Here is an 18,454-nt window from a genome sequence, read left to right as displayed (position 1 = left end):
TCAGAGCGCCGATGCGACGGTGAGCCCTTCCAGCACAGCTTCTTCCACGGTGCGCGGCGACAAGCAGTCGCCGACGGCATGGATCCGGTCCCGCGGAAACCCGTCGACCTCCAGCAGGTCGGTGACCGACGCATGCCCCTGGGCGAGAACGACTGCGCTGACACCGTCGACCAGCACGGGCTGTTCGGTGAGCGTGTGCTGCAGATAGGCCGTGCCGTCGTCCGCGCCGCGCAAGCGGACGTTGGGAAGGATCTCGACCTTCGCCTCCACCGCCGCGGCCACCATGGCGTTCCGCACGTACTGCTGGAGATGTTCGCCCGCAGCGTATCCGGTGACGGCGAGCGTGACGCGGTGGCCGAGCCGGGCGAGGTGGTTCGCGACACCGAGCCCGATCCAGTCGCCGCGCCAATCGGCGACGAGAACCCTGCCTGCGGGGAGTGTGCGCCCGCGGATCACGTCCCACGCCTCCACCACGTGCGGCTCGTCGAGGATCTCGATCTCGGGACGGAACGGCCTCGCACCGGTCGCGACGATCAACTCGTCGGGTTGCTCCGACCTGACCAGTCCGGGATCGACCGTCGTCCCGGTCACGAACCGGACTCCGGCCCGGCGCGCCTCACCCTCCAGGTTGGTGACGGCGCCACCGAACTCGCTCCGGCCCGGCAGCAGTTCGGCCAGCAGCACCTGGCCTCCCACCCGGGACGCCGCCTCGTACAGGGTCACCCGGTGCCCACGTTCCGCGGCTACCGCGGCCGCTTTCAGCCCACCCGGTCCGCCGCCGATCACCATGACGCTCTTCGGCCGGCGCGTGATCTGCAGAGTTCCGAACCGAACTTCGCGGCCGGTCTCCGGATGCTGGATGCACGAGATCGCGCACCCTCGCTGGAAATGCCCCATGCACGCCTGATTGCAGCCGATGCACGCGCGGATCGAATCGACTTCGCTGCGTTCGGCTTTCGCGGGCATCGCGGGGTCGCAGATGAGGGCGCGGGTCATCGCACACGCGTCGGCGTGCCCCTGCGCGATCACCGTGTCTCCCTCGTGCGGTTGATTGATCCTGCCCGCCACGATCACCGGAACCCGAACCACCGATTTGACGGCTGCGGCCAGCGGAGCGGTGTAGGCGGCGGACTCGGTCATCGGGGCGGCGATGTGTACCGCGCCCGAGAGACTCGACGAACTCCCGGCGCACACACTGATGTAATCGAGCAGTCCGTCCGCGTCCAGGGACGCGCACACCGCCTGTGATTCGTCCGGCCGCAGTCCGTCGCTGCCCATCTCGTCGCCGGAAATCCTCATCCCGACCACGAAGTCGCGGCCGACCGCCGCACGGACGGCCGCGAGTGCGGCACGGAGAAACCGCTGGCGATTCTCCGCCGACCCGCCGTACTCGTCCGTGCGGAAGTTGGTGCGGGGGTTGAGGAACTGCGCGGGTAGATAGCCGTGGCTCGCGACGATCTCGACGCCGTCGAGTCCGGCGCGCTGCAGTCTCCGTGCAGCGTCGCCGTACCCCTGCACGACCGCGTCTACCTCTCCGGCCGTCATCGCTCTCGGCATCACGTGGAAGCGTTCGCTCGGCACGGCGGACGGTGCCAGCGCGACCGGAGTGGACCCGTCCTGCGACTCCAGGATCTCCCGGCCGGGATGGAAGATCTGCCCGACGACGACGCAGTCGTGGCGGTGACAGACGTCGGCGATGCGCCGGTACCCCGCGATGCAGTCGTCGTCCGTCGCCATCAGCACGTGGGATGTGTAGCGGGCGGTCTCGTGAACACCTGCGACCTGGACCACGATCATGCCGACACCACCGGCGGCGCGGGCGTCGTGGTAGGCGACCAGTTCGTCGGTCACCTTCCCCTGCTGCACGAGAACGGTGTCGTGTCCGGAAGACACGATACGGTTCGCGAGCGTCACGTTCCCGATGCGGAGCGGGGAGAACAGGTGGGGAAAGAGCTGTGACGTCATATCTTTCACCTTTCGGCGTCGGCGGCGGACCGGCGGTCGTAGCCGCCGAGTCCGAGCGGCTGCACGAACGTCTTGGTCAACACGGCGTGGAGCGTGCCGGCGACGAGGAATGCCGGAATCGAGGCGGTGGTGTATGGAAAGAGCGGGGACGGAATGTAGGTGACCGGATTGAGCAGCAGAGCGTACGTCGCCGCGCCGCCGGCCACGGAGGCGAACGCGAAGACGTTCACACCGCCCCAATACCCGTAGCAGGAGCGCGCACTGGGCAGGTACAGGTCGCGAATCCGCAGGACACCCCTGCGCAGCAGGAAGAAGTCGACGATCTGCACGGCGCACAGCGGTGCCACGAGGATCGCACCCCAGGACAGGAATCGACCGTAGTTGTCGTAGACGGCCGAGGGGAAGAAGACGAGGATCGCGGCCGGTCCGAGGATGAATGCCACCAGCACCGGCCAGGCCGTGCCGCGGAGCAGCTTCCCGCCACCGCCTTTGAGCGCCACCATGGAGGCGTATCCCTGGGAGAGGATGGCCGTGACGTTGGCGAAACCGATGACGATCAGGGCCAGGACGCCCAGCACGACTCCCGCGAGGGGGATCATCCACTCCGTGGGATCCTCGAGGTTCAGCGCCAGCGCCGCGAAGACACCCACGACGGCCGCGGCAACCGACGCGGCGAAGAGTCCGAGCCAGTTCGGCCAGAACGCCGCACGCGGACCACGGGTGAGCCGGGCGAGGTTTCCGACGTTCGGCCACCACGCGAACCCGCCGGCGATATTCAGTTCGATCGCGACCATGAAGCTGGTGTGCGGGTCGCTCTCCGGGTCGAGCGGGGGCAGACTGGCCAGTTCGGACCAGGATCGCTTGGTGAACACCATGACCAGGACCCCGACGATGATGAGCACGAGGACGGGTGCGATCACCCGGCACACCGACTCGACCGAGACCGGTCCCCGGGCGAGGACGAGCCAGGACAGTACGACCGCCACCAGCCCCAACAGACTCACTGCCGCACCGGTCTGGGAGATTTCGACCCCGAAGACGTTGTCGATGACGGTCACCAGGCCGTGCCCGAACATGATGGCCAGTACTGCCGACCACGCCGCCGCGAAGAGCGTGGACATCACGACCATCACGATTCGGGCGCCGTTGCTGCCGAACACACTGCGCAGTCCGACGAACTGCTCGATGCCGTACTTCGCCGACGGCAGGCACGGCGCGAGCGACACGAGGAAGACGCTGATCGCGTAGCCGATGACGATGCTCGCGATCGCCTGTACCGCGCCGACGTAGTACGCGACGGCGGCGCCCTGCAGAAACGCCCAGGTGGCCACGGCCAAGCCGATGTTGACCGCGGAGTAGTCCCAGAAGCCCCAGATCCGCTCCGCCGGCAACAACGGCAGTTCGTTCATCGTGGCGTCCGTGCCGTCGTCACCGGTACCGCCTGCACTTCCCAGTTCCGTGGCGCGGTCCTGCCGCTGCCCGTCCAGCATCAGTACGCCCACCACAACATGACGGTGATCGTGGCGACGATCCCGACGATCGCCGCCGCGACGTCCCGCCACGGAAGGTCGGGCAGGATCATCCCGCCTCCGCCGGGGGATTCCAGGAGGAGCAGTCGCCTCTCGAGTTCCTGTTCGAATGCGTCGTCCACGCGATCCCCATTTCTGATTGGCGGGCCAGTTATCAATAGTCTGTGGCACGGGTCACAACGTGTCAACCCTCGAATCCTCGCGCAGGAAACCAGAATTGAGTATTGACTGGCGAGCCAATCAAGAACAGGATGCTGGTCATGACGAACACGAAGGATCACCCGACTGCCCTACCGGCCCGCGTTCGGACCGTCGTGGTCGGCGCGGGGTACGCAGGACTGTCCGCCGCACTCTCGCTGCACGACGACGGCATCGACACCGTGATCCTCGAGGGATCCGACCGAGTCGGCGGGAGGGTGTGCTCCGAACGGAGAAGGGACGGTGTCGTCGTCGACCACGGCGGGCAATGGGTCGGCCCCACCCAGAAGTATCTGCTCGCCCTCGCCGAACGCTTCGACTGCCCGACCTTCCCCACGTACAACACGGGCGAGCACATCGAACGGTGGCCCGACGGTGCGCAGCGGCGTTACACCGGCGCCGGTCCCGACGACGGCCCCGGCATGGCCGAATACCTGGCGGCCGCCGATCGCATCGACGAACTCGCGAGGACCGTCGACCTCGACGACCCCACGGCCACTCCGGACATCGAGAAGTGGGACAGCGAGACCGTCCACTCCTACTTCGAGCGGACCGTCGCAAACGAAGACGCCCGTCGGCGACTCGCGCTCGCCGTCGAGGGGGTGTGGTCGATCGAGCCGCGCGATCTGTCGCTGTTCCATCTGCTGTTCTACGTCGCATCGGCCGGCGGATTCGATCAGCTGATGGAAACCGAGGGTTGCGCGCAGGAGCGCCGATTCCGGGACGGCGCGCAGTCGACGGCGCTGGCCGTCGCCGACCATCTCGGCGATCGGGTACACCTGGATACCGCCGTGCGCCACGTCGAGCAGACGCCCGACCGCGTTCGGATCGAGACCACCCGGGGGACGGTGCTCGCCGACTCCGTCGTCATGGCGCTACCGCCGTCGGCCACCCAACGCGTCACGTTCACTCCCCCGGTGCCCGTCTCGCGCACACGATGGGTCGAACGCAGCCCGATGGGCGACGTGGCAAAGGTGCACGCCGTCTTCGACACCCCGTTCTGGCGCGCCGACGGACTGTCCGGCCAGGCCACGATCTACGGTGACCGCCACGTCGGAGTCGTGTTCGACAACTCGCCCGAAGACGCCGGAACAGGTGTGCTCGTGTGCTTCGTCTACGGTGACCGCCAGCGGTCCTGGTCGGCGCTCGCCGAGAGCGACCGCCGGGCGGCGATCGTCGACACCCTGGTCGAATTGTTCGGCGAACGCGCCGCGTCCCCGATCGACTACACCGAGAAGATCTGGCCCCAGGACCCCTGGGTGCGAGGAGGATACGCGGCCAGCCCCACCCCCGGAACCTGGTTCGCGCACGGCCGCAACGGCTGGCGTGCTCCCGCGGACCGCATCCATTGGGCCGGTTCGGAGACCGCGAGCATCTGGAACGGCTACATCGACGGAGCAATCTCCTCCGGAGCGCGTGCGGCCGAGGAGATCCGGAAGCGTCTGTCCCGCTGAACGAACGGGACGCTCGCTCGATCTGACGCAACGAGCGTCCCGTTCATGCTGGTGCGGAGCAGCGCGGGGAGCTGGGAGAACACGCTCACGGGACGAAGAAGTACCCCAGGCCCGGAACGATCGTCGCCGAGGATTCGCCGAGGACGGTCGCCGTCACGTGCCCCGATCCCGTGAGCACGTCGACCACCGGTTCCTTCCCGGGCACACCGAATCTGCCCGACGGAACGGTCACCGTTCCGGTCGCCCCTGTGCTGAGATTGAGCCACCGCACTGTCGTGGCGGAGGTGTACGTCGTGCAGTTCGCTCCCGGGGTGAACGCCGGGCACATACTCGTCGCCGACAACCGCGCGACGCCCGGTCCCGGACTCGCGCCGGTGGATGCGGCGAGCGACACCGTCGCGAAGGGGAACGGGTCACCGATGACCCCGGTGAATGGGACCTGGAATGCCGTCGTGGTCACCGACACGGGATCCGGTACGGCGGCGGCGACGCCGGCGGACGCGGTGGTGAGCGCCACCGCTGCGGCGCAGGTGCCGACGATCGTGCCGAGACGTCTGTTCCTCGTTGCCATACTTACCCTTTCCTGGTCACTGCACGTGAGTGGCACCGCGTGTGCGGGCACACAATGCCACTCACATGGGGTCAGCTCCGCGCGGCGCACACCAGCGCGAAACGCGCGTCGGGATCGCTCCAGGTACGGTCGACGCCGAATCCCGCTTCCGCCAACTCTCCTCGGATGCCGTCGAGGGTGAACTTGGCCGAGATCTCCGTCCGTAGCTGCTCGCCTGCGGCGAACTCGACGTCCAGATCCAGCTCGCCCACGCGTACCGACATCGCACACTCGGCCTCGAGGCGCATCTCGATCCACTCGTTGTCGGGGTCCCACAGCGCGACGTGCCGGAACTCGTCCACCGGGAAATCGGCGTCGAGCTGGGTGTTGAGGACCCGCAACACGTTGCGGTTGAACTGGGCGGTCACCCCGGCGGCGTCGTCGTATGCGGGCACGAGGACGGCGGGATCGATCACCAGTCCGACCCCGAGGAGGAGGTGCTCCCCCGGCTCGAGGACGTCGGCGATTCCGGAGAGGAACTCGGCCCGCTCGGCGGGCACCATGTTTCCGAGGGTGCCACCGAGGAACGCGATCGTGCGGCGGCCACCGCGTGGGAGGTGGTGCAGCGACTCGGTGAAGTCACTGACGACGCCGCGCACGGTCAGATTCGGGAACTCCACGCCGATCTGCTCCGCCGCACCCTCGAGCGCGGACACCGACACGTCCTGAGGTACGTACGTATGGAGGCTTCCGTGCCGCGTGCCGGCGCCCAGCAGGAGCCGTGTCTTCTCCGACGACCCGGATCCGAGTTCGACGAGGATCTCCGGCGCCGCGACATCGGCGATCTCCCCCGAATACCGCCTGAGCAGTTCCCGTTCGGTACGCGTCGGGAAGTATTCGGGCAACGCCGTGATCTGCTCGAACAGCTCGCTCCCGCGGGCGTCGTAGAAGTATTTGGGAGGCAGCCATTTCGGGTTCGACGTGAGCCCGACGGTGGCGTCCTTGCGCAGAGCGGCCTTCAGCTGCTCGGGCTGCAGGTACACCTCGAGTGTCGGTGTGGTGGTCATCGTGCTCCCATCTCGAGCGGGGTGACGATCAGGTGTCCGGGGCGTGCGCTGACGAAGTGCCGATCCGGAATCGATTGCCATGCGGGGTTGTCGTCGTAGGGTTCGGACATCACGATGGCCCGCTCGTCGTCGACGAGCGCCGACAGCGAGTGATGCCAGGTGGTGGCCCACAGTTCGCTGCCGTTGCCCAGCAGCAGATTCAATCGCGAGTTCGGGGCCGCAGCGACGACGTCCTGCACGAGCGCACTCATCGCCTTCTCGGGGTCCTGCTCGCCGAGCGCCCGGCGCAGGAGCAGCCACAACGCGGCCGAGTCGGTCGGTGCCTCGAGTTGCAGCAGGTCGCTCACGGGGAGCTCCGCGGCGAGCGCGCCGAGCGACTCCGGCCACCCGCGCACCACCCCGTTGTGGCTGAAGGCCCAGGTCTCGTCGGAGAACGGTGCACAGGCCGTGTGCTGCACAGGCATCCCGACCGTCGCCGACCGCGCGGCGGCAATCACGGCGCGGGCGCGGATGTTCGGCAACGTCTCTCGCACGACGGGGTCGGACCACAGCGGCTGGGCACTGCGGTAGCGGGAGAGGCCGTCCGTTCCCCACCACCCCACACCGAATCCGTCGGCGTTGATGGTTCCGCCACCCCTCATGTCGTGTGGCGCGTAGGACTGGCGCAGTAGCGAGTTCTCGCCGCGACTCAGGAGGTCGCCCACCGACTGTTCCGGTCCCAGATAGCCCAGGTGTCGGCACATCTCAGCGGTCGTCTCCCGGAAGGTCCCGGGCACAGCGGAATCCGGCGAAGATCTGCCTGCGGATCGGGTGGTCCCAGTTGCGGAACGTCCCACGGCATGCCACCGGATCGGTGCCGAACGAACCGCCGCGCAGCACGCGGTAGTCGCCGCCGTAGAACGCCTCCGAGTACTCGCGGTAGGGGAACGCCGAGAAACCGGGATAGGGCTCGAAGGGCGACGACGTCCACTCCCACACGTCGCCGATCAGTTGATGGACGCCGAGCGGGGACGCCCCCGACGGGTATGCCCCGACCACCGCGGGTCCGAGGTGGTGCTGCCCGAGGTTGGCCAGCGAGGAGTCGGGTTCGTCGTCACCCCAGGGGAATCGGCGCGACCGGCCGGTGAACGGGTCCCATCGCGCGGCCTTCTCCCATTCGGCTTCGGTCGGAAGTCTCTTGCCGTCCCAGCGCGCGAACGCCTCGGCTTCGAAGAAGCAGACGTGCACGACCGGTTCCTGGAGGTGGATCGGCTCGGTCACCCCGAACCGCCGGCGCCACCACGTTCCGCAGCCGTCGTTCTCCCAGAACTGGGGAGCGTCCAACCCCGCTTCGAGGCGGTGCGCCCATCCCCGCTCACTCCACAATTCGGGCCGTGCGTAACCACCGTCGTCCATGAACTCGAGGTAACGGCCGTTGGTGACAGGGACGGCGTCGATCACGAACGCCGGAACGTGCACGGGGTGCGCGGACCTCTCGTTGTCGAGCGCCCACGGATCGTCCGACGTTCCCATCGTGAATTCGCCGGAGGGAATCACCACTTCGTCCTCGTCGATCGCCCCGCCGACACGCGGCGCGCTCTCCGCGGCCAGCACTGCTGCACCGGAGCGCAGTTGATGGGTGGCGAGCATCGTTTCGGCGTGCTGCTGCTCGTGCTGTGCGATCATGCCGAACGCGAATCCGTTCTCCTCGAGCGGCCGGCCCCGGAACGTGCTGCGGTCGAGCACGTCCCACGCCTTGTCTCGAACAGTACGTATGTATTCCCTCGCCTCGTCCGGATTCAGCAGCGGCAAGGCCGGCCGCGAGTTCCTCGAATGCTTGAATGCGTCGTACAACTCGTCGATGTCGCGGCGGACCGGTTCCCGGCCCCCGACGTCCCGCACGAGCCACAACTCTTCCTGATTGCCGATGTGCGCGAGATCCCACACGAGCGGGCTCATCAACGGGGAATGCTGTGCGACGAGGTCCTCCCCGTCCACACAGTCCGTCAACCCGGCGGTGCGCTCCCGCGCCCGTGTCAACACCGTCCCGATCTTTTCGCGGGTACCCATCAGCGTTCCCCGCTCGGTGCCTGGCCCCGGCAACATCGTTCGGCGGCAGCATCGAGCAGCCTGACGAATTCGGGGTCGGGCGAGTATGCCGCCGCCAGTGACAGCAGAGCTGTTGCCGCAGCGCGCAGTTCGAGGTCGGCCAGACCGAACTCGGCCGCGTCCCGCCAGCGTTCGGCGGTGGGCAGCGCCGCGTCGAGCGCCTCGGCCATGGCACCCGGACCCGACAGCAGTGCGTCGATCGCCGCGATGGGAACCCGCCACTGGTCGCCCGGTTGCGCGTCGAGGTAGCGCACCTCGAGATGACCGGCCGCACGGACGGGCGGAAACAGGGTGGTGAGGTGGTAGTCGAGGTCGGCGGGCGTCGGGCGTCCGATCACGTCGTCCAGCGCGCCCTCGACCCAGTCGGCGAAAGTTGCACCGTCGGGCGCAGTCCAGTCCGTTCCGTCGTTGCGGATGCACAGCAACGGCACGTCCAGCACCCACCCCGCATAGTCCGCGATGTGCGGGGTTCCGGTGGTGCGTGGCGAATCGAGTTCGAGCCAGGTTCGCATCCGCTGCGACGCCCACTGCCCGTCGGGTACCCCGTAGAGCCGCGGCGAACACGCGAAGGCCGCGATCAATGCGGGTCCGACGGCGTGCAGCAGGTGCCACCGCTTCTCCACCGCAACCGGATCGGCCCCGGCGTCCACGCTGATCTGCGTTGCGGCGGTGTTGCACATCATCAGCTTCCCGAATGGCCCGATGCCGGTGAAGCGGGATTCCATCGCGCAGTACCGCGGCGATTGGAGGAGACGTTGCGCGGGCCGGCGGGTGTCCGCGGCCTCGGACGACATGAGGATCGATCGGGACGACAACAAGTCCGCGAGAACCGCCTGATCGGCGGCGAGATAGTCGCACAATTCGCGTGCGGAGTAATAGGGGGCGCTGGACAGTTCGATCTGTCCGCCGGGTTCGACCGTGACGGCGCTGCCACCGGGGAGGGGCTGAGCAGGAGAAGAGGGATCGATGGTTCTGGGGGTGTGCGGCCCGAGAGCTTCGGCGAGAGTGGCGAGGTCGGGGCGCACGTATTCCGGCAGTTGCGCGGTCAGCCACTCCAATTCCGCGCCGATCAGCTGCGGTGGCCCAAGTTTGAAGCACACACCACCCAGGTACGCCTCCGCCGCCGGCCGCGACGTGAAACACGTTGCCTCGACGGACTGAACTGCAGTAGCCATTCGACCCTCCCCTTCGGGCGCCGCCTGAACGTCGTTATCGACATTAGAGCGCCTCGGCCGTCGATGCACGCCCCAACGGCATACTTTTCGAGGAACCTGCACAGGTACGTTCGAGTCCATTCACTGCGAAAAGGGAGGTATCGGACATGCTCGACCTCGAGCAGGCGCGACGGGACACCCCGGGCTGCCTCGACAAGGTGTTCCTCGACAGCGCGGGCTCCTCGCTTCCGCCGACCGCGGTCCTGGACGCCGTGTTCGCGCACCTGCGCCGGGAGGCCGACGTGGGCGGCTACGTCGCGGCCGCCGAACGGGCCGACGATCTCGCCGCCGTGAAGTCGTCTCTGGGCCGGTTGATCGGAGCGAGCGCCGACAGCATCGCCCTGGTGGACAGTGCCACCACCGCCTGGAACGACTTCTTCCATGCCGTCCCGCTCCGGGCCGGTGACCGCGTGCTGATCTCGGAGGTCGAGTACGCCAGCAACGCCATCGCCGTCCTGCAACGGGCCCGGTCCGTGGGCGCGACGGTCGACGTGATCCCCAGCGACCCGGCAGGCCAGATCGACGTCGCCGCCCTCGAGACGCTTCTCGACGACCGGGTCCGTCTCGTGTCCCTCGTGCACGTGCCCACCAACGGCGGTCTGGTCAACCCCGTCCGCGAGGTGTCGGAGCTGGCACACTCGCACGGCGCGCTCGTGCTGCTCGACGCGTGCCAGTCGGTCGGTCAGATCGCCCTCGACGTGGGCGAGCTGGGTGTCGACGCGCTCTCCGCCACGGGCCGCAAATGGCTTCGTGCGCCGCGGGGCACCGGCTTCCTGTACGTCCGCCCGGAACTGGCCGCGACCCTCGAGCCGGCCGCCCTCGACCTGCACAGCGCGGAGTGGACCGCGGCCGATGCGTACCGGCTCGCCACCGATGCCAGCCGGTTCGAATTCTGGGAATGCGACGTCGCCGCGCGCCTCGGACTCGGGGTGGCGGCCGACTATCTCCTCGACCTCGGGGTGGACGAGGTCGAGGCGGCCGTTGCGGCCGGGGCCGAGCACCTCCGGTCGGGGCTCGCGGCGACCCCCGGTGTCACCGTCCGCGACCTCGGCGCCCGCCGTTGCGGAATCGTCTCGTTCACCGTCGACGGGTTCGATCCCGGCGACGTCCGGAAACAGCTGGCCGCCCGCAACGTCACCGTCACGGCCAGCCTGCGCGGATCGACGCTGCTGGACATGAGCGCCCGCGGACTGGACGCCGTGGTGCGGGCGTCGCCGCACTATTTCTGCTCCCCGGACGACCTCGACCGGTTCCTCGCGGAGGTGCGGACACTCGCAAACTAGGGCAGTACGCTGGAACTCACCCGAGAACCAGGACTTCACGATGACAGACCAGGGATCACCGGCGCTGCCACGCTTCGCCGCGGAGAAGGTCGTGCAACTGCAGACGCGCAAGCGTGACGGCTCGTGGGTGGACACTCCGGTCAACCTCGTCGTGGACGGCGATCGGGCGTACTTCCGCACCCCGGGCCGGGCGTCCAAAAACAAGCGGCTGCGCAACTTCCCCGAGGTCCGCATCCGTCCGTGCACGTGGGCGGGCAAGCCGACGGGTGCGCAGGCGCAGGCCACGGCGCGACTGCTTTCCGGCCCGGAGGCACAGGCTGCCGGTGCCCTGATCGACAAGAGGTTCCCCGTGGTGCAACGGATCGGGGTTCATCTCGCGCACCGGCTGTTACGCACGAAGACACTGCACTACGAACTCACCGGCGTCACGGACCTGCGGGAGTAAACGGGCACCCACGACCCTCCCGGAAACGACGTCCCACTGACTGGGAGATGCTCCGGGCCCCGTTTTGTAACAGGTTACAGTCTGGGAGTTACCCACGTCACACTTCGCCTGTGACCGCCCGAGAGGACTTCCACCCATGGTCGACGCCACACCGATCCGCCCCCGGTCCGCAGCAACGGTCACCGAGTGGGACTACGAGGCCGATGTCGTGGTCGCGGGTTACGGCATCGCCGGTGTGTCCGCCTCCATCGAGGCGGCGCGCGCCGGCGCCGACGTCCTGGTCCTCGAACGCACCAGCGGCTGGGGCGGTGCCGCCGCCCTCGCGGGCGGCTTCATCTACCTCGGCGGCGGGACGCCGCTGCAGAAGGCGTGCGGGTTCGACGACTCCCCCGAGAACATGAAGACGTTCATGATGGCGGCGCTCGGCCCGGGTGCCGACGAGGAGAAGATCACCGACTACTGCGAGGGCAGCGTCGAGCACTACAACTGGCTCGTCGACTGCGGTGTCCCGTTCAAGGAGAGCTTCTGGGGCGAACCCGGCTGGGAGCCCCCGTTCGACGACGGACTCATGTACTCCGGCGGCGAGAACGCGGCGCCCTTCAACGAGATCGCGACTCCCGCACCGCGCGGCCACGTTCCGCAGATGGACGGCAAGCGGACCGGCGAGAAGGGCGGTGGCTACATGCTGATGAAGCCGCTCGTCGAGACGGCCGAAAAGCTCGGGGTCCGAGCCGAATACGACATGCGCGTCCAGACGCTCGTCACGGACGACACCGGTCGCGTCGTCGGGATCGTCGCCAAGCAGTACGGCAAGGAGGTGGCCGTGCGGGCGCGCCGCGGCGTCGTCCTCGCCACCGGCAGCTTCGCCTACAACGACAAGATGATCGAGGCCCACGCGCCGCGGCTCATCGGCCGCCCCGGCGCTGCCATCGAGGAGCACGACGGACGGTCGATCCTCATGGCGCAGGCCCTCGGCGCCGATCTCGCCCACATGGACGCCACCGAGGTCGCGTTCGTCTGCGACCCCCAGTTGATCGTCCGCGGCATCCTGGTCAACGGCCGGGGGCAGCGCTACGTTCCGGAGGACACGTACTCCGGACGGATCGGCCAGATGACCCTGTTCCACCAGGACAACCAGGCGTTCCTCGTCATCGACGAGGCGTCCTACGAGGAGGGCGCGGCCGCCACCACGGCCACGCCGTTCCTGCGCGTCCAACCGAAGTGGGCGGCGGAGACCGTCGAGGAACTCGAATCGGACATGGACCTGCCCGCCGGCGCTCTGCAGTCGACCGTCGAGGTCTACAACAAGCACGCCGCCGAAGGGTCGGACCCGCTGCTGCACAAGAAGTCCGAGTGGGTGAAGCCGATCGGCACCCCCGTCGCGGCACTCGACCTGCGCGGGTTCACCCTCGGCTTCACGCTCGGCGGCCTGCGGACGACCGTGAACTCCGAGGTACTGCACGTCTCCGGCGAACCGATCCCCGGCCTCTTCGCGGCGGGACGGTGCACGTCCGGCGTGTGCGCCGGCGGCTACGCCAGCGGCACCTCCCTCGGCGACGGCAGCTTCTACGGCCGCCGCGCCGGGATCAGTGCGGCGGGGCAGGCCTGACCGGACTACCCGACGAGCCGGACCGTCACACCGGCTGCGAACCGGTAGGGCTGGGTGCTCAGGACCGCGCCGAGACTCTTGCGCAGACGCGAAACCTCGGCGCGGACCGCCACCACGTGGTCGCGGTCGCCGAACAACGATTCGCTGAGTGAGGCGGCGTCGACGCCCGCCGGTCCCGCGACCGACAGCACCCGCAGGATCTGGGCGTGCCGGGGCGAGAGCGCCCGTGTCCAGTTGACGTCGCCCCGGACCGTCACGTGCGGCGCATCACCGAGGTCGAGTTCCAGTTCGATGGCCGCCCCGTCGACGCGCCTGCGCACCAGCCAGCCGTCGCCGAGCGGCTCGGGCACGCACAGCCCGAGCCCCGGGACGAGCAGTGGCCGGTCCAGGCTCGGCGGCGCGACCCGCTCCGGCGCCGCGATGCCACTCGCCTCCGCGACCCACCCGTGCTTGTCGACGACCAGCGCCGGACCGCCGGCCGACGCGAGCAACGGTGCCGCCCGGCCGCGCAACTTGTCCAGTTGCGCCGTGTGCTCACGCCACAGTGTCGCCTCGGCCAGACGCACGGCGGTGCGGACGAGCGCGACCGTGGTCGGGTGAATCGACATCGCCGACCCACTGATGTCGACGACGCCGAGGATCTCCCCGGTGCGCGGATCGTGCACCGGCGACCCGGTACACGACCAGCCGTGATGCGAGGGCGCATAGTGCTCGGCCGAGAACAGTTGCACTGCAGCATCTTCGATCAGTGCCGTGCCGATCGCGTTGGTCCCGACCGCCTGCTCCGCCCAGCGCGCACCCTCCGTGAACCCGAGGGCGTCGGCCGCCTTCCGGACCCCGCGGGATCCTTCCCGCCACAACAGGACACCGTCGGCGTCGGCGATGACCACGATGAAGTTCGCATCGTCGGCGACCTGCGTCAACGTGCTGCGCAGTTCCGGGAGCACCGTGCGCAGCGCCGTCCGGGTACGCCGCGCCTCGATCTCGGAGAAGTCGGCGGGCTCCACCTCCGCGCAGTGGTCCGGGCTCACACCGCCCGCCTGCAGTCGGGACCACGACCGCGCCACCACGTCCCGGGGCAGCACGGGCGGCTGCTGCCCGGACAGCACGGCGTCGTGCACCCGGCTGAGCAGCCGAGCATGTCGCGGCAGATCCACACCGGTTGCCACTGCGGTCAGCCGGTCGGCGGTCGGACGTTCAGCGCTCACAACGCCGAGGCTACCCCCGGCGTTGTGAGCCACACCACTGTCCGTCATCGGATCGGCTGCACTCCTTCCTGCTGGGCCTTGATCCGGACGGCCGGACACTTCGAGTAGTGCCGCGATTGACCGGCGACGACGACGTGCCGTGGGTGCACCGTGCGGGTGGAGCCGTCGTCGCGGGCAACGGTCACGGTCACTCACCGGTGGCGTCGTCATAGCTGCCGCGGGTGAACTCGGTTCCATCCACATATTGAGTTCCCTTGCGTCGGCGTAGAACTCGAACCACTTCGCGAGCTGTCCTTGGGGGTGAACACCGGCCAGTGGTCGGGGAAGTTCAGGTACGGCAGGTGGTCGCACCAGACCAGGTCCAGGCGCGCCACTCGCCGCCGTCGGGAATCGAGAAGTTCGATACCTCGGGGATACGGGCCACAGGGACGGGCGGCAGGGTCGCGCCGGATTGCACCGGCCTCACCTCGTCGTCGCGCAGCCCGCCCGACGACACCCGATTAGCAGGTCAGCGGGCCATCCGGTAGAGTTCCATAAGTTGTCTCGGCGAGGGTGAACCAGAAGTTCCAAATAGCTGGCTCACCGTGATCGACGCGGCGACGGCTCTGCTCGAGCGTTTCGCTCCTGGCCGTCGCGTGTTCGTCCCTCGTCGACTCGAACCGCCCGCCAGTTACCACCGTGAGTTGTAGGAGCCGTTTCACCATGTCTGACGAAAATCGCCTCGTAGCCGCCGTGCGCACCGAGTTCGGCAAGGGTGCCGCCCGCCGCGCGCGCCGCGACGGCCAGGTCCCCGCGGTCCTGTACGGCCACGGTGAGGACCCCCGCCACCTGAACGTCCCCTCCCGCGACTTCGCCGCCATCCTGCGCGCGCACGGCACCAACGCCATCCTGACCCTCGACATCGAGGGCAAGGAGCAGGTCGCGCTCACCAAGTCGGTCGTGGTTCACCCGATCCGCAACTACATCGAGCACGCCGACCTCCTGGTCATCAAGAAGGGCGAGAAGGTCACCGTCGACGTTCCCGTCGTCGTCACCGGTGAGGCCGCTGCCGGCACCCTGGTCGCGCAGGACGCCGCCACCATCTCCCTAGAGGCGGACGCGCTGCACATCCCCGAGCAGATCGAGGTCTCGGTCGAGGGCCTCGAGGTCGGTACCCAGATCCTGGCAAACCAGCTCGAGCTGCCCAAGGGTTCCACCCTGCAGGCCGACGAGGAACTGCTCATCGTCAACGTCGTCGCAGCCCCGACCGCTGCCGACCTCGAAGAGGAGACCGGCGAAGCCGCGGCCGAGCCCGCCGAGGCTCCGGCCGAAGAGGGCGCCGAGAGCTGATCCTCTCGCAACCGCACTGATGTCGGCGGCGCGTCGTCCCGGATTGTCCGGGGTGACGCGCCGCTGTCGTCTGACACGACCCCCTCACGCATGGAAGGACCCTGTCGGTGAGTGAAGACACCGCCCTGGTGGTGGGTCTGGGCAACCCCGGACCGCAATACGAGAAGACCCGGCACAACGTCGGCTTCATGGTGGCCGGCGTGCTGTCCGCTCGCATGGGTGGCAAGTTCAGCGCGCACAAGAAGAGCGGCGCCGAGATCGTTCAGGGTCGACTCGAGGGCCGTCCGACCATCCTCGCCAAACCGCGGTCGTTCATGAACCTGTCCGGTTCCGCCGTCGCCGGGCTGGCCCGGTTCTTCTCCGTCGATCCGGGCAACATCGTGGTCATCCACGACGAACTCGACCTCGATTTCGGGACCATTCGCCTCAAGCAGGGCGGCGGTGAGGGCGGGCACAACGGCCTGCGGTCCATCTCGAGCGCACTCGGCACCAAGGACTATCTGCGCACCCGCGTCGGGATCGGCCGTCCCCCCGGACGGATGGATCCGGCGTCGTACGTGTTGAAGCCGTTCTCCTCGGTGGAACGCAAGGAACTCGACCTCGTCTGCGAGGAATCCGCCGACGCCGTCGAGCTGGTCCTGCGCGTCGGGCTCGAGGCTGCGCAGAACCGCCTGCATTAGGCGCTTCGCGCCCGTGAGTGGTTAACGAGTCTCTGGACTCTCCAACCACGCACGGGCGCGGAGCGCCTAGTGGACCAGATTCGCCGACGTGGCGCGGCGGAGTTTGCCCGACGACGTCTTGGGGATGCTGCCGGGCCCGAGGACCGCGACCGTGCGCGGTCGCACGCCGACCTCGGAGAACACGGCATGCACGACCTCGTGCTCGATGCGCTTGACCACTTCGGGGTCCTGATAGTCGTTGGTCTCCACCGCGACGGCGAAACTTTCCCGCTTCTGCCCCGCGTCGAGGCGGACGGCCACGGCGTTGCCGGGACGCACTCCGGCGACGGTGCCGGCGGCCCGCTCGATGTCCGTCGGGTAGATGTTGCGGCCACCCATGATGATGACGTCCTTGACGCGGCCGCACACGACGACGAGGCCCTCTTCGGTGAAGTAGCCGACGTCGCCGGTGTTCAGCCAGCCGTCCGCGTCCTGTGCGGGCTTGTGACCGTCGACCGTGATGTATCCGGGGGTGACCGCCTTGCCACGGACCTCGATGATGCCGACACCGCGGGTCGGGAGCAGCTCCCCTTCGCTGTCGACGACGCGTCCCTCCAGGTTCGGCACCATCTTTCCGAGGGTGGCGAGGGCACGCGCGTTCGGCTTGCTCGACGGGACGGCGCGCTGCATCGCCTCGAGGAGATCCGGGTCGACGAGGTCGAGGACCTGGCCCTGATCCGGATCCGGGATGGAGACGGCGAGGGTGGTCTCGGCCATGCCGTAGACGGGGGCGAGTGCGGACGGGTTCAGGCCGAAGCGGGCGCCCGCCTCGGCGAGCTTGGTCATCGTCTCGGGGTCGACGGGCTCGGCGCCGTTCCACATGTACCGGACGGTGCTGAGGTCGACGGCGCCGTCCTCCGCCTGCTTGAGGCGGCGGGCGAGCAGCGAGTACGCGAAGTTGGGGGCGGCCGTCACGGTGCCTTTGTACTTCCCCATCAGTTCCGCCCACAGCAGCGGCGTGCGGAGGAAGTCCATCGGGGTGATGCTCACGACCTCCGCGCCGACCTGCATCGGCACGCTCAGGAACCCGACCATCCCCATGTCGTGGAACAGGGGCAGCCAGCTGATCATCACGTCGTCCTCGATGGAGAACTTGATGCGGTCGATCATGGCGTAGGCGTTGGTGTAGAAGTTCTCGTGCGTGATCTGCACGGCCTTGGGGGAACCGGTGGAACCGGACGTGAGCTGCTGCAGCGCGATGTCGCTCTCGAACGTCTCGACCGGGTCGATCTCCGTGCCCTCGTTCAGCTCGGCCACCGTGACCACGGTGATGCCGCGCTCCTCCAGCAGCGGCTTGGCGGCGTCGAACGGCGCACCGAGGATGACGGCCTTCGCCTGAATCATGTTGATGACGGTCTCGGTGTCCTTGGCCCACACGGCCAGGTCGGTGCGCGGCGTCGGCTGATGCAACATGGTGACGGACGCGCCTCGCATCCAGGTGCCCTGGCAGGAGGGTGCGATGTCGACGGGCTGACCGGCGAGGATGCCGATGGCGTCGCCGTGTCCGATACCCGCTTCGGCGAGCGCGCCCGCCATGCGGCGCGCGGCCTTGTGGATCTCGCCCCACGGCTGCCGCAGCGGCGCGTCGGGCTCACCCGTGTTGAGTCCACGGGTGCTGCTCGCCGCGGTCGCGTACATCTCGTCGGTGAACTTGCTCACAGTCTTCCTCCTGCACATACGGGTGTCCGAACGCAGAAACGGTGAACTCCGGAGCGCCCCGACGACTCACCCATATAAATCCCTCACCGGCCTCCGATCGTTACTCCTCCCTGGATGTGACTGTGCTGCGCGTTCGT

The 18,454-nt window shown here is 68.4% G+C and carries 17 protein-coding genes; 6 read left to right on the top strand and 11 right to left on the bottom strand.

Annotated features, from left to right (window positions below; genetic code table 11):
• Genes CJ177_RS01785 through CJ177_RS47250 form a run of 3 tightly spaced genes read right to left on the bottom strand, consistent with a single transcriptional unit; the run spans position 1 to position 3,616 of the window.
• Entirely contained in the window at positions 1-1,965 is a 1,965-nt protein-coding gene (locus CJ177_RS01785; RefSeq protein ID WP_095867162.1) for an FAD-dependent oxidoreductase, read from the bottom strand.
• Positions 1,966-1,970: 5 nt separating this feature from the next.
• Positions 1,971-3,455: a cytosine permease gene (locus tag CJ177_RS01780; RefSeq protein WP_061041548.1), complete on the bottom strand. Its 1,485-nt coding sequence runs from the start codon at positions 3,453-3,455 to the stop codon at positions 1,971-1,973.
• Positions 3,455-3,616 (bottom strand): hypothetical protein, encoded by a 162-nt coding sequence (locus CJ177_RS47250; RefSeq protein WP_005255533.1) that lies wholly within the window; start codon positions 3,614-3,616, stop codon positions 3,455-3,457. The genes CJ177_RS01780 and CJ177_RS47250 overlap by 1 nt, the downstream gene beginning before the upstream one ends.
• 129 nt (positions 3,617-3,745) lie before the next feature.
• Between CJ177_RS47250 and CJ177_RS01775 the strand changes: the two genes are divergently transcribed.
• Positions 3,746-5,146 carry a flavin monoamine oxidase family protein gene (locus CJ177_RS01775; protein WP_095867161.1) on the top strand — a complete coding sequence of 467 codons (1,401 nt, stop codon included), beginning with the start codon at positions 3,746-3,748 and terminating at the stop codon, positions 5,144-5,146.
• Between the two features lie 85 nt (positions 5,147-5,231).
• Here CJ177_RS01775 and CJ177_RS01770 read toward each other — a convergent pair whose 3' ends face one another.
• The 5 genes from CJ177_RS01770 to egtA all read right to left on the bottom strand — a co-directional run bounded on the left by CJ177_RS01770 (position 5,232) and on the right by egtA (position 10,026).
• Positions 5,232-5,717, bottom strand: coding sequence for a hypothetical protein (locus CJ177_RS01770; protein ID WP_005238784.1), 486 nt, complete (start codon positions 5,715-5,717; stop codon positions 5,232-5,234).
• Positions 5,718-5,788: 71 nt separating this feature from the next.
• Positions 5,789-6,763 (bottom strand): L-histidine N(alpha)-methyltransferase, encoded by a 975-nt coding sequence (gene egtD, locus CJ177_RS01765; protein WP_095867160.1) that lies wholly within the window; start codon positions 6,761-6,763, stop codon positions 5,789-5,791.
• Entirely contained in the window at positions 6,760-7,506 is a 747-nt protein-coding gene (egtC, locus tag CJ177_RS01760) for an ergothioneine biosynthesis protein EgtC (protein WP_005238780.1), read from the bottom strand. The genes egtD and egtC overlap by 4 nt, the downstream gene beginning before the upstream one ends.
• A gap of 1 nt (position 7,507) precedes the next feature.
• On the bottom strand, positions 7,508-8,812 hold the full coding sequence (egtB, locus tag CJ177_RS01755; protein WP_095867159.1) for an ergothioneine biosynthesis protein EgtB: 1,305 nt from the start codon (positions 8,810-8,812) through the stop codon (positions 7,508-7,510).
• Positions 8,812-10,026, bottom strand: coding sequence for an ergothioneine biosynthesis glutamate--cysteine ligase EgtA (egtA, locus tag CJ177_RS01750; RefSeq protein ID WP_005238778.1), 1,215 nt, complete (start codon positions 10,024-10,026; stop codon positions 8,812-8,814). Before egtA ends, egtB begins: the two co-directional genes overlap by 1 nt.
• A 146-nt stretch (positions 10,027-10,172) precedes the next feature.
• Between egtA and CJ177_RS01745 the strand changes: the two genes are divergently transcribed.
• The 3 genes from CJ177_RS01745 to CJ177_RS01735 all read left to right on the top strand — a co-directional run bounded on the left by CJ177_RS01745 (position 10,173) and on the right by CJ177_RS01735 (position 13,402).
• The gene (locus CJ177_RS01745) at positions 10,173-11,348 is read left to right on the top strand and encodes an aminotransferase class V-fold PLP-dependent enzyme (protein ID WP_095867158.1); all 1,176 of its coding nucleotides are present in this window, start codon (positions 10,173-10,175) and stop codon (positions 11,346-11,348) included.
• Between the two features lie 40 nt (positions 11,349-11,388).
• Positions 11,389-11,793, top strand: a complete 405-nt coding sequence (locus CJ177_RS01740) for a PPOX class F420-dependent oxidoreductase (RefSeq protein WP_061041535.1) — start codon at positions 11,389-11,391, stop codon at positions 11,791-11,793.
• 136 nt (positions 11,794-11,929) lie between these two features.
• Positions 11,930-13,402 (top strand): FAD-dependent oxidoreductase, encoded by a 1,473-nt coding sequence (locus CJ177_RS01735; RefSeq protein WP_005238775.1) that lies wholly within the window; start codon positions 11,930-11,932, stop codon positions 13,400-13,402.
• 5 nt (positions 13,403-13,407) lie between these two features.
• On the opposite strand, the gene CJ177_RS01730 is transcribed toward CJ177_RS01735, so the two are convergent.
• Both CJ177_RS01730 and CJ177_RS49310 read right to left on the bottom strand, forming a co-directional pair.
• The gene (locus tag CJ177_RS01730) at positions 13,408-14,658 is read right to left on the bottom strand and encodes a GAF domain-containing protein (protein ID WP_043943670.1); all 1,251 of its coding nucleotides are present in this window, start codon (positions 14,656-14,658) and stop codon (positions 13,408-13,410) included.
• Entirely contained in the window at positions 14,655-14,795 is a 141-nt protein-coding gene (locus tag CJ177_RS49310) for a hypothetical protein (protein ID WP_179443146.1), read from the bottom strand. The genes CJ177_RS01730 and CJ177_RS49310 overlap by 4 nt, the downstream gene beginning before the upstream one ends.
• 517 nt (positions 14,796-15,312) lie before the next feature.
• Here CJ177_RS49310 and CJ177_RS01715 point away from each other — a divergent pair.
• A complete protein-coding gene (locus tag CJ177_RS01715; protein WP_005238772.1) occupies positions 15,313-15,939 on the top strand; it encodes a 50S ribosomal protein L25/general stress protein Ctc in 627 nt (208 codons plus the stop codon).
• 107 nt (positions 15,940-16,046) lie between these two features.
• A complete protein-coding gene (gene pth, locus CJ177_RS01710; RefSeq protein ID WP_005238771.1) occupies positions 16,047-16,619 on the top strand; it encodes an aminoacyl-tRNA hydrolase in 573 nt (190 codons plus the stop codon).
• Positions 16,620-16,685: 66 nt separating this feature from the next.
• On the opposite strand, the gene CJ177_RS01705 is transcribed toward pth, so the two are convergent.
• A complete protein-coding gene (locus CJ177_RS01705; RefSeq protein ID WP_025432121.1) occupies positions 16,686-18,317 on the bottom strand; it encodes a fatty acyl-AMP ligase in 1,632 nt (543 codons plus the stop codon).
• Between the last annotated feature and the right edge of the window lie 137 nt (positions 18,318-18,454).

The sequence above is a fragment of the Rhodococcus sp. ACPA1 genome, from assembly GCF_002300195.1.
In the GTDB taxonomy this organism is placed as follows: Bacteria; Actinomycetota; Actinomycetes; order Mycobacteriales; family Mycobacteriaceae; genus Rhodococcus_F; species Rhodococcus_F opacus.
Note: the sequence above shows the minus strand (reverse complement) of the source record. Positions and strands in the feature narration are given on the sequence as shown.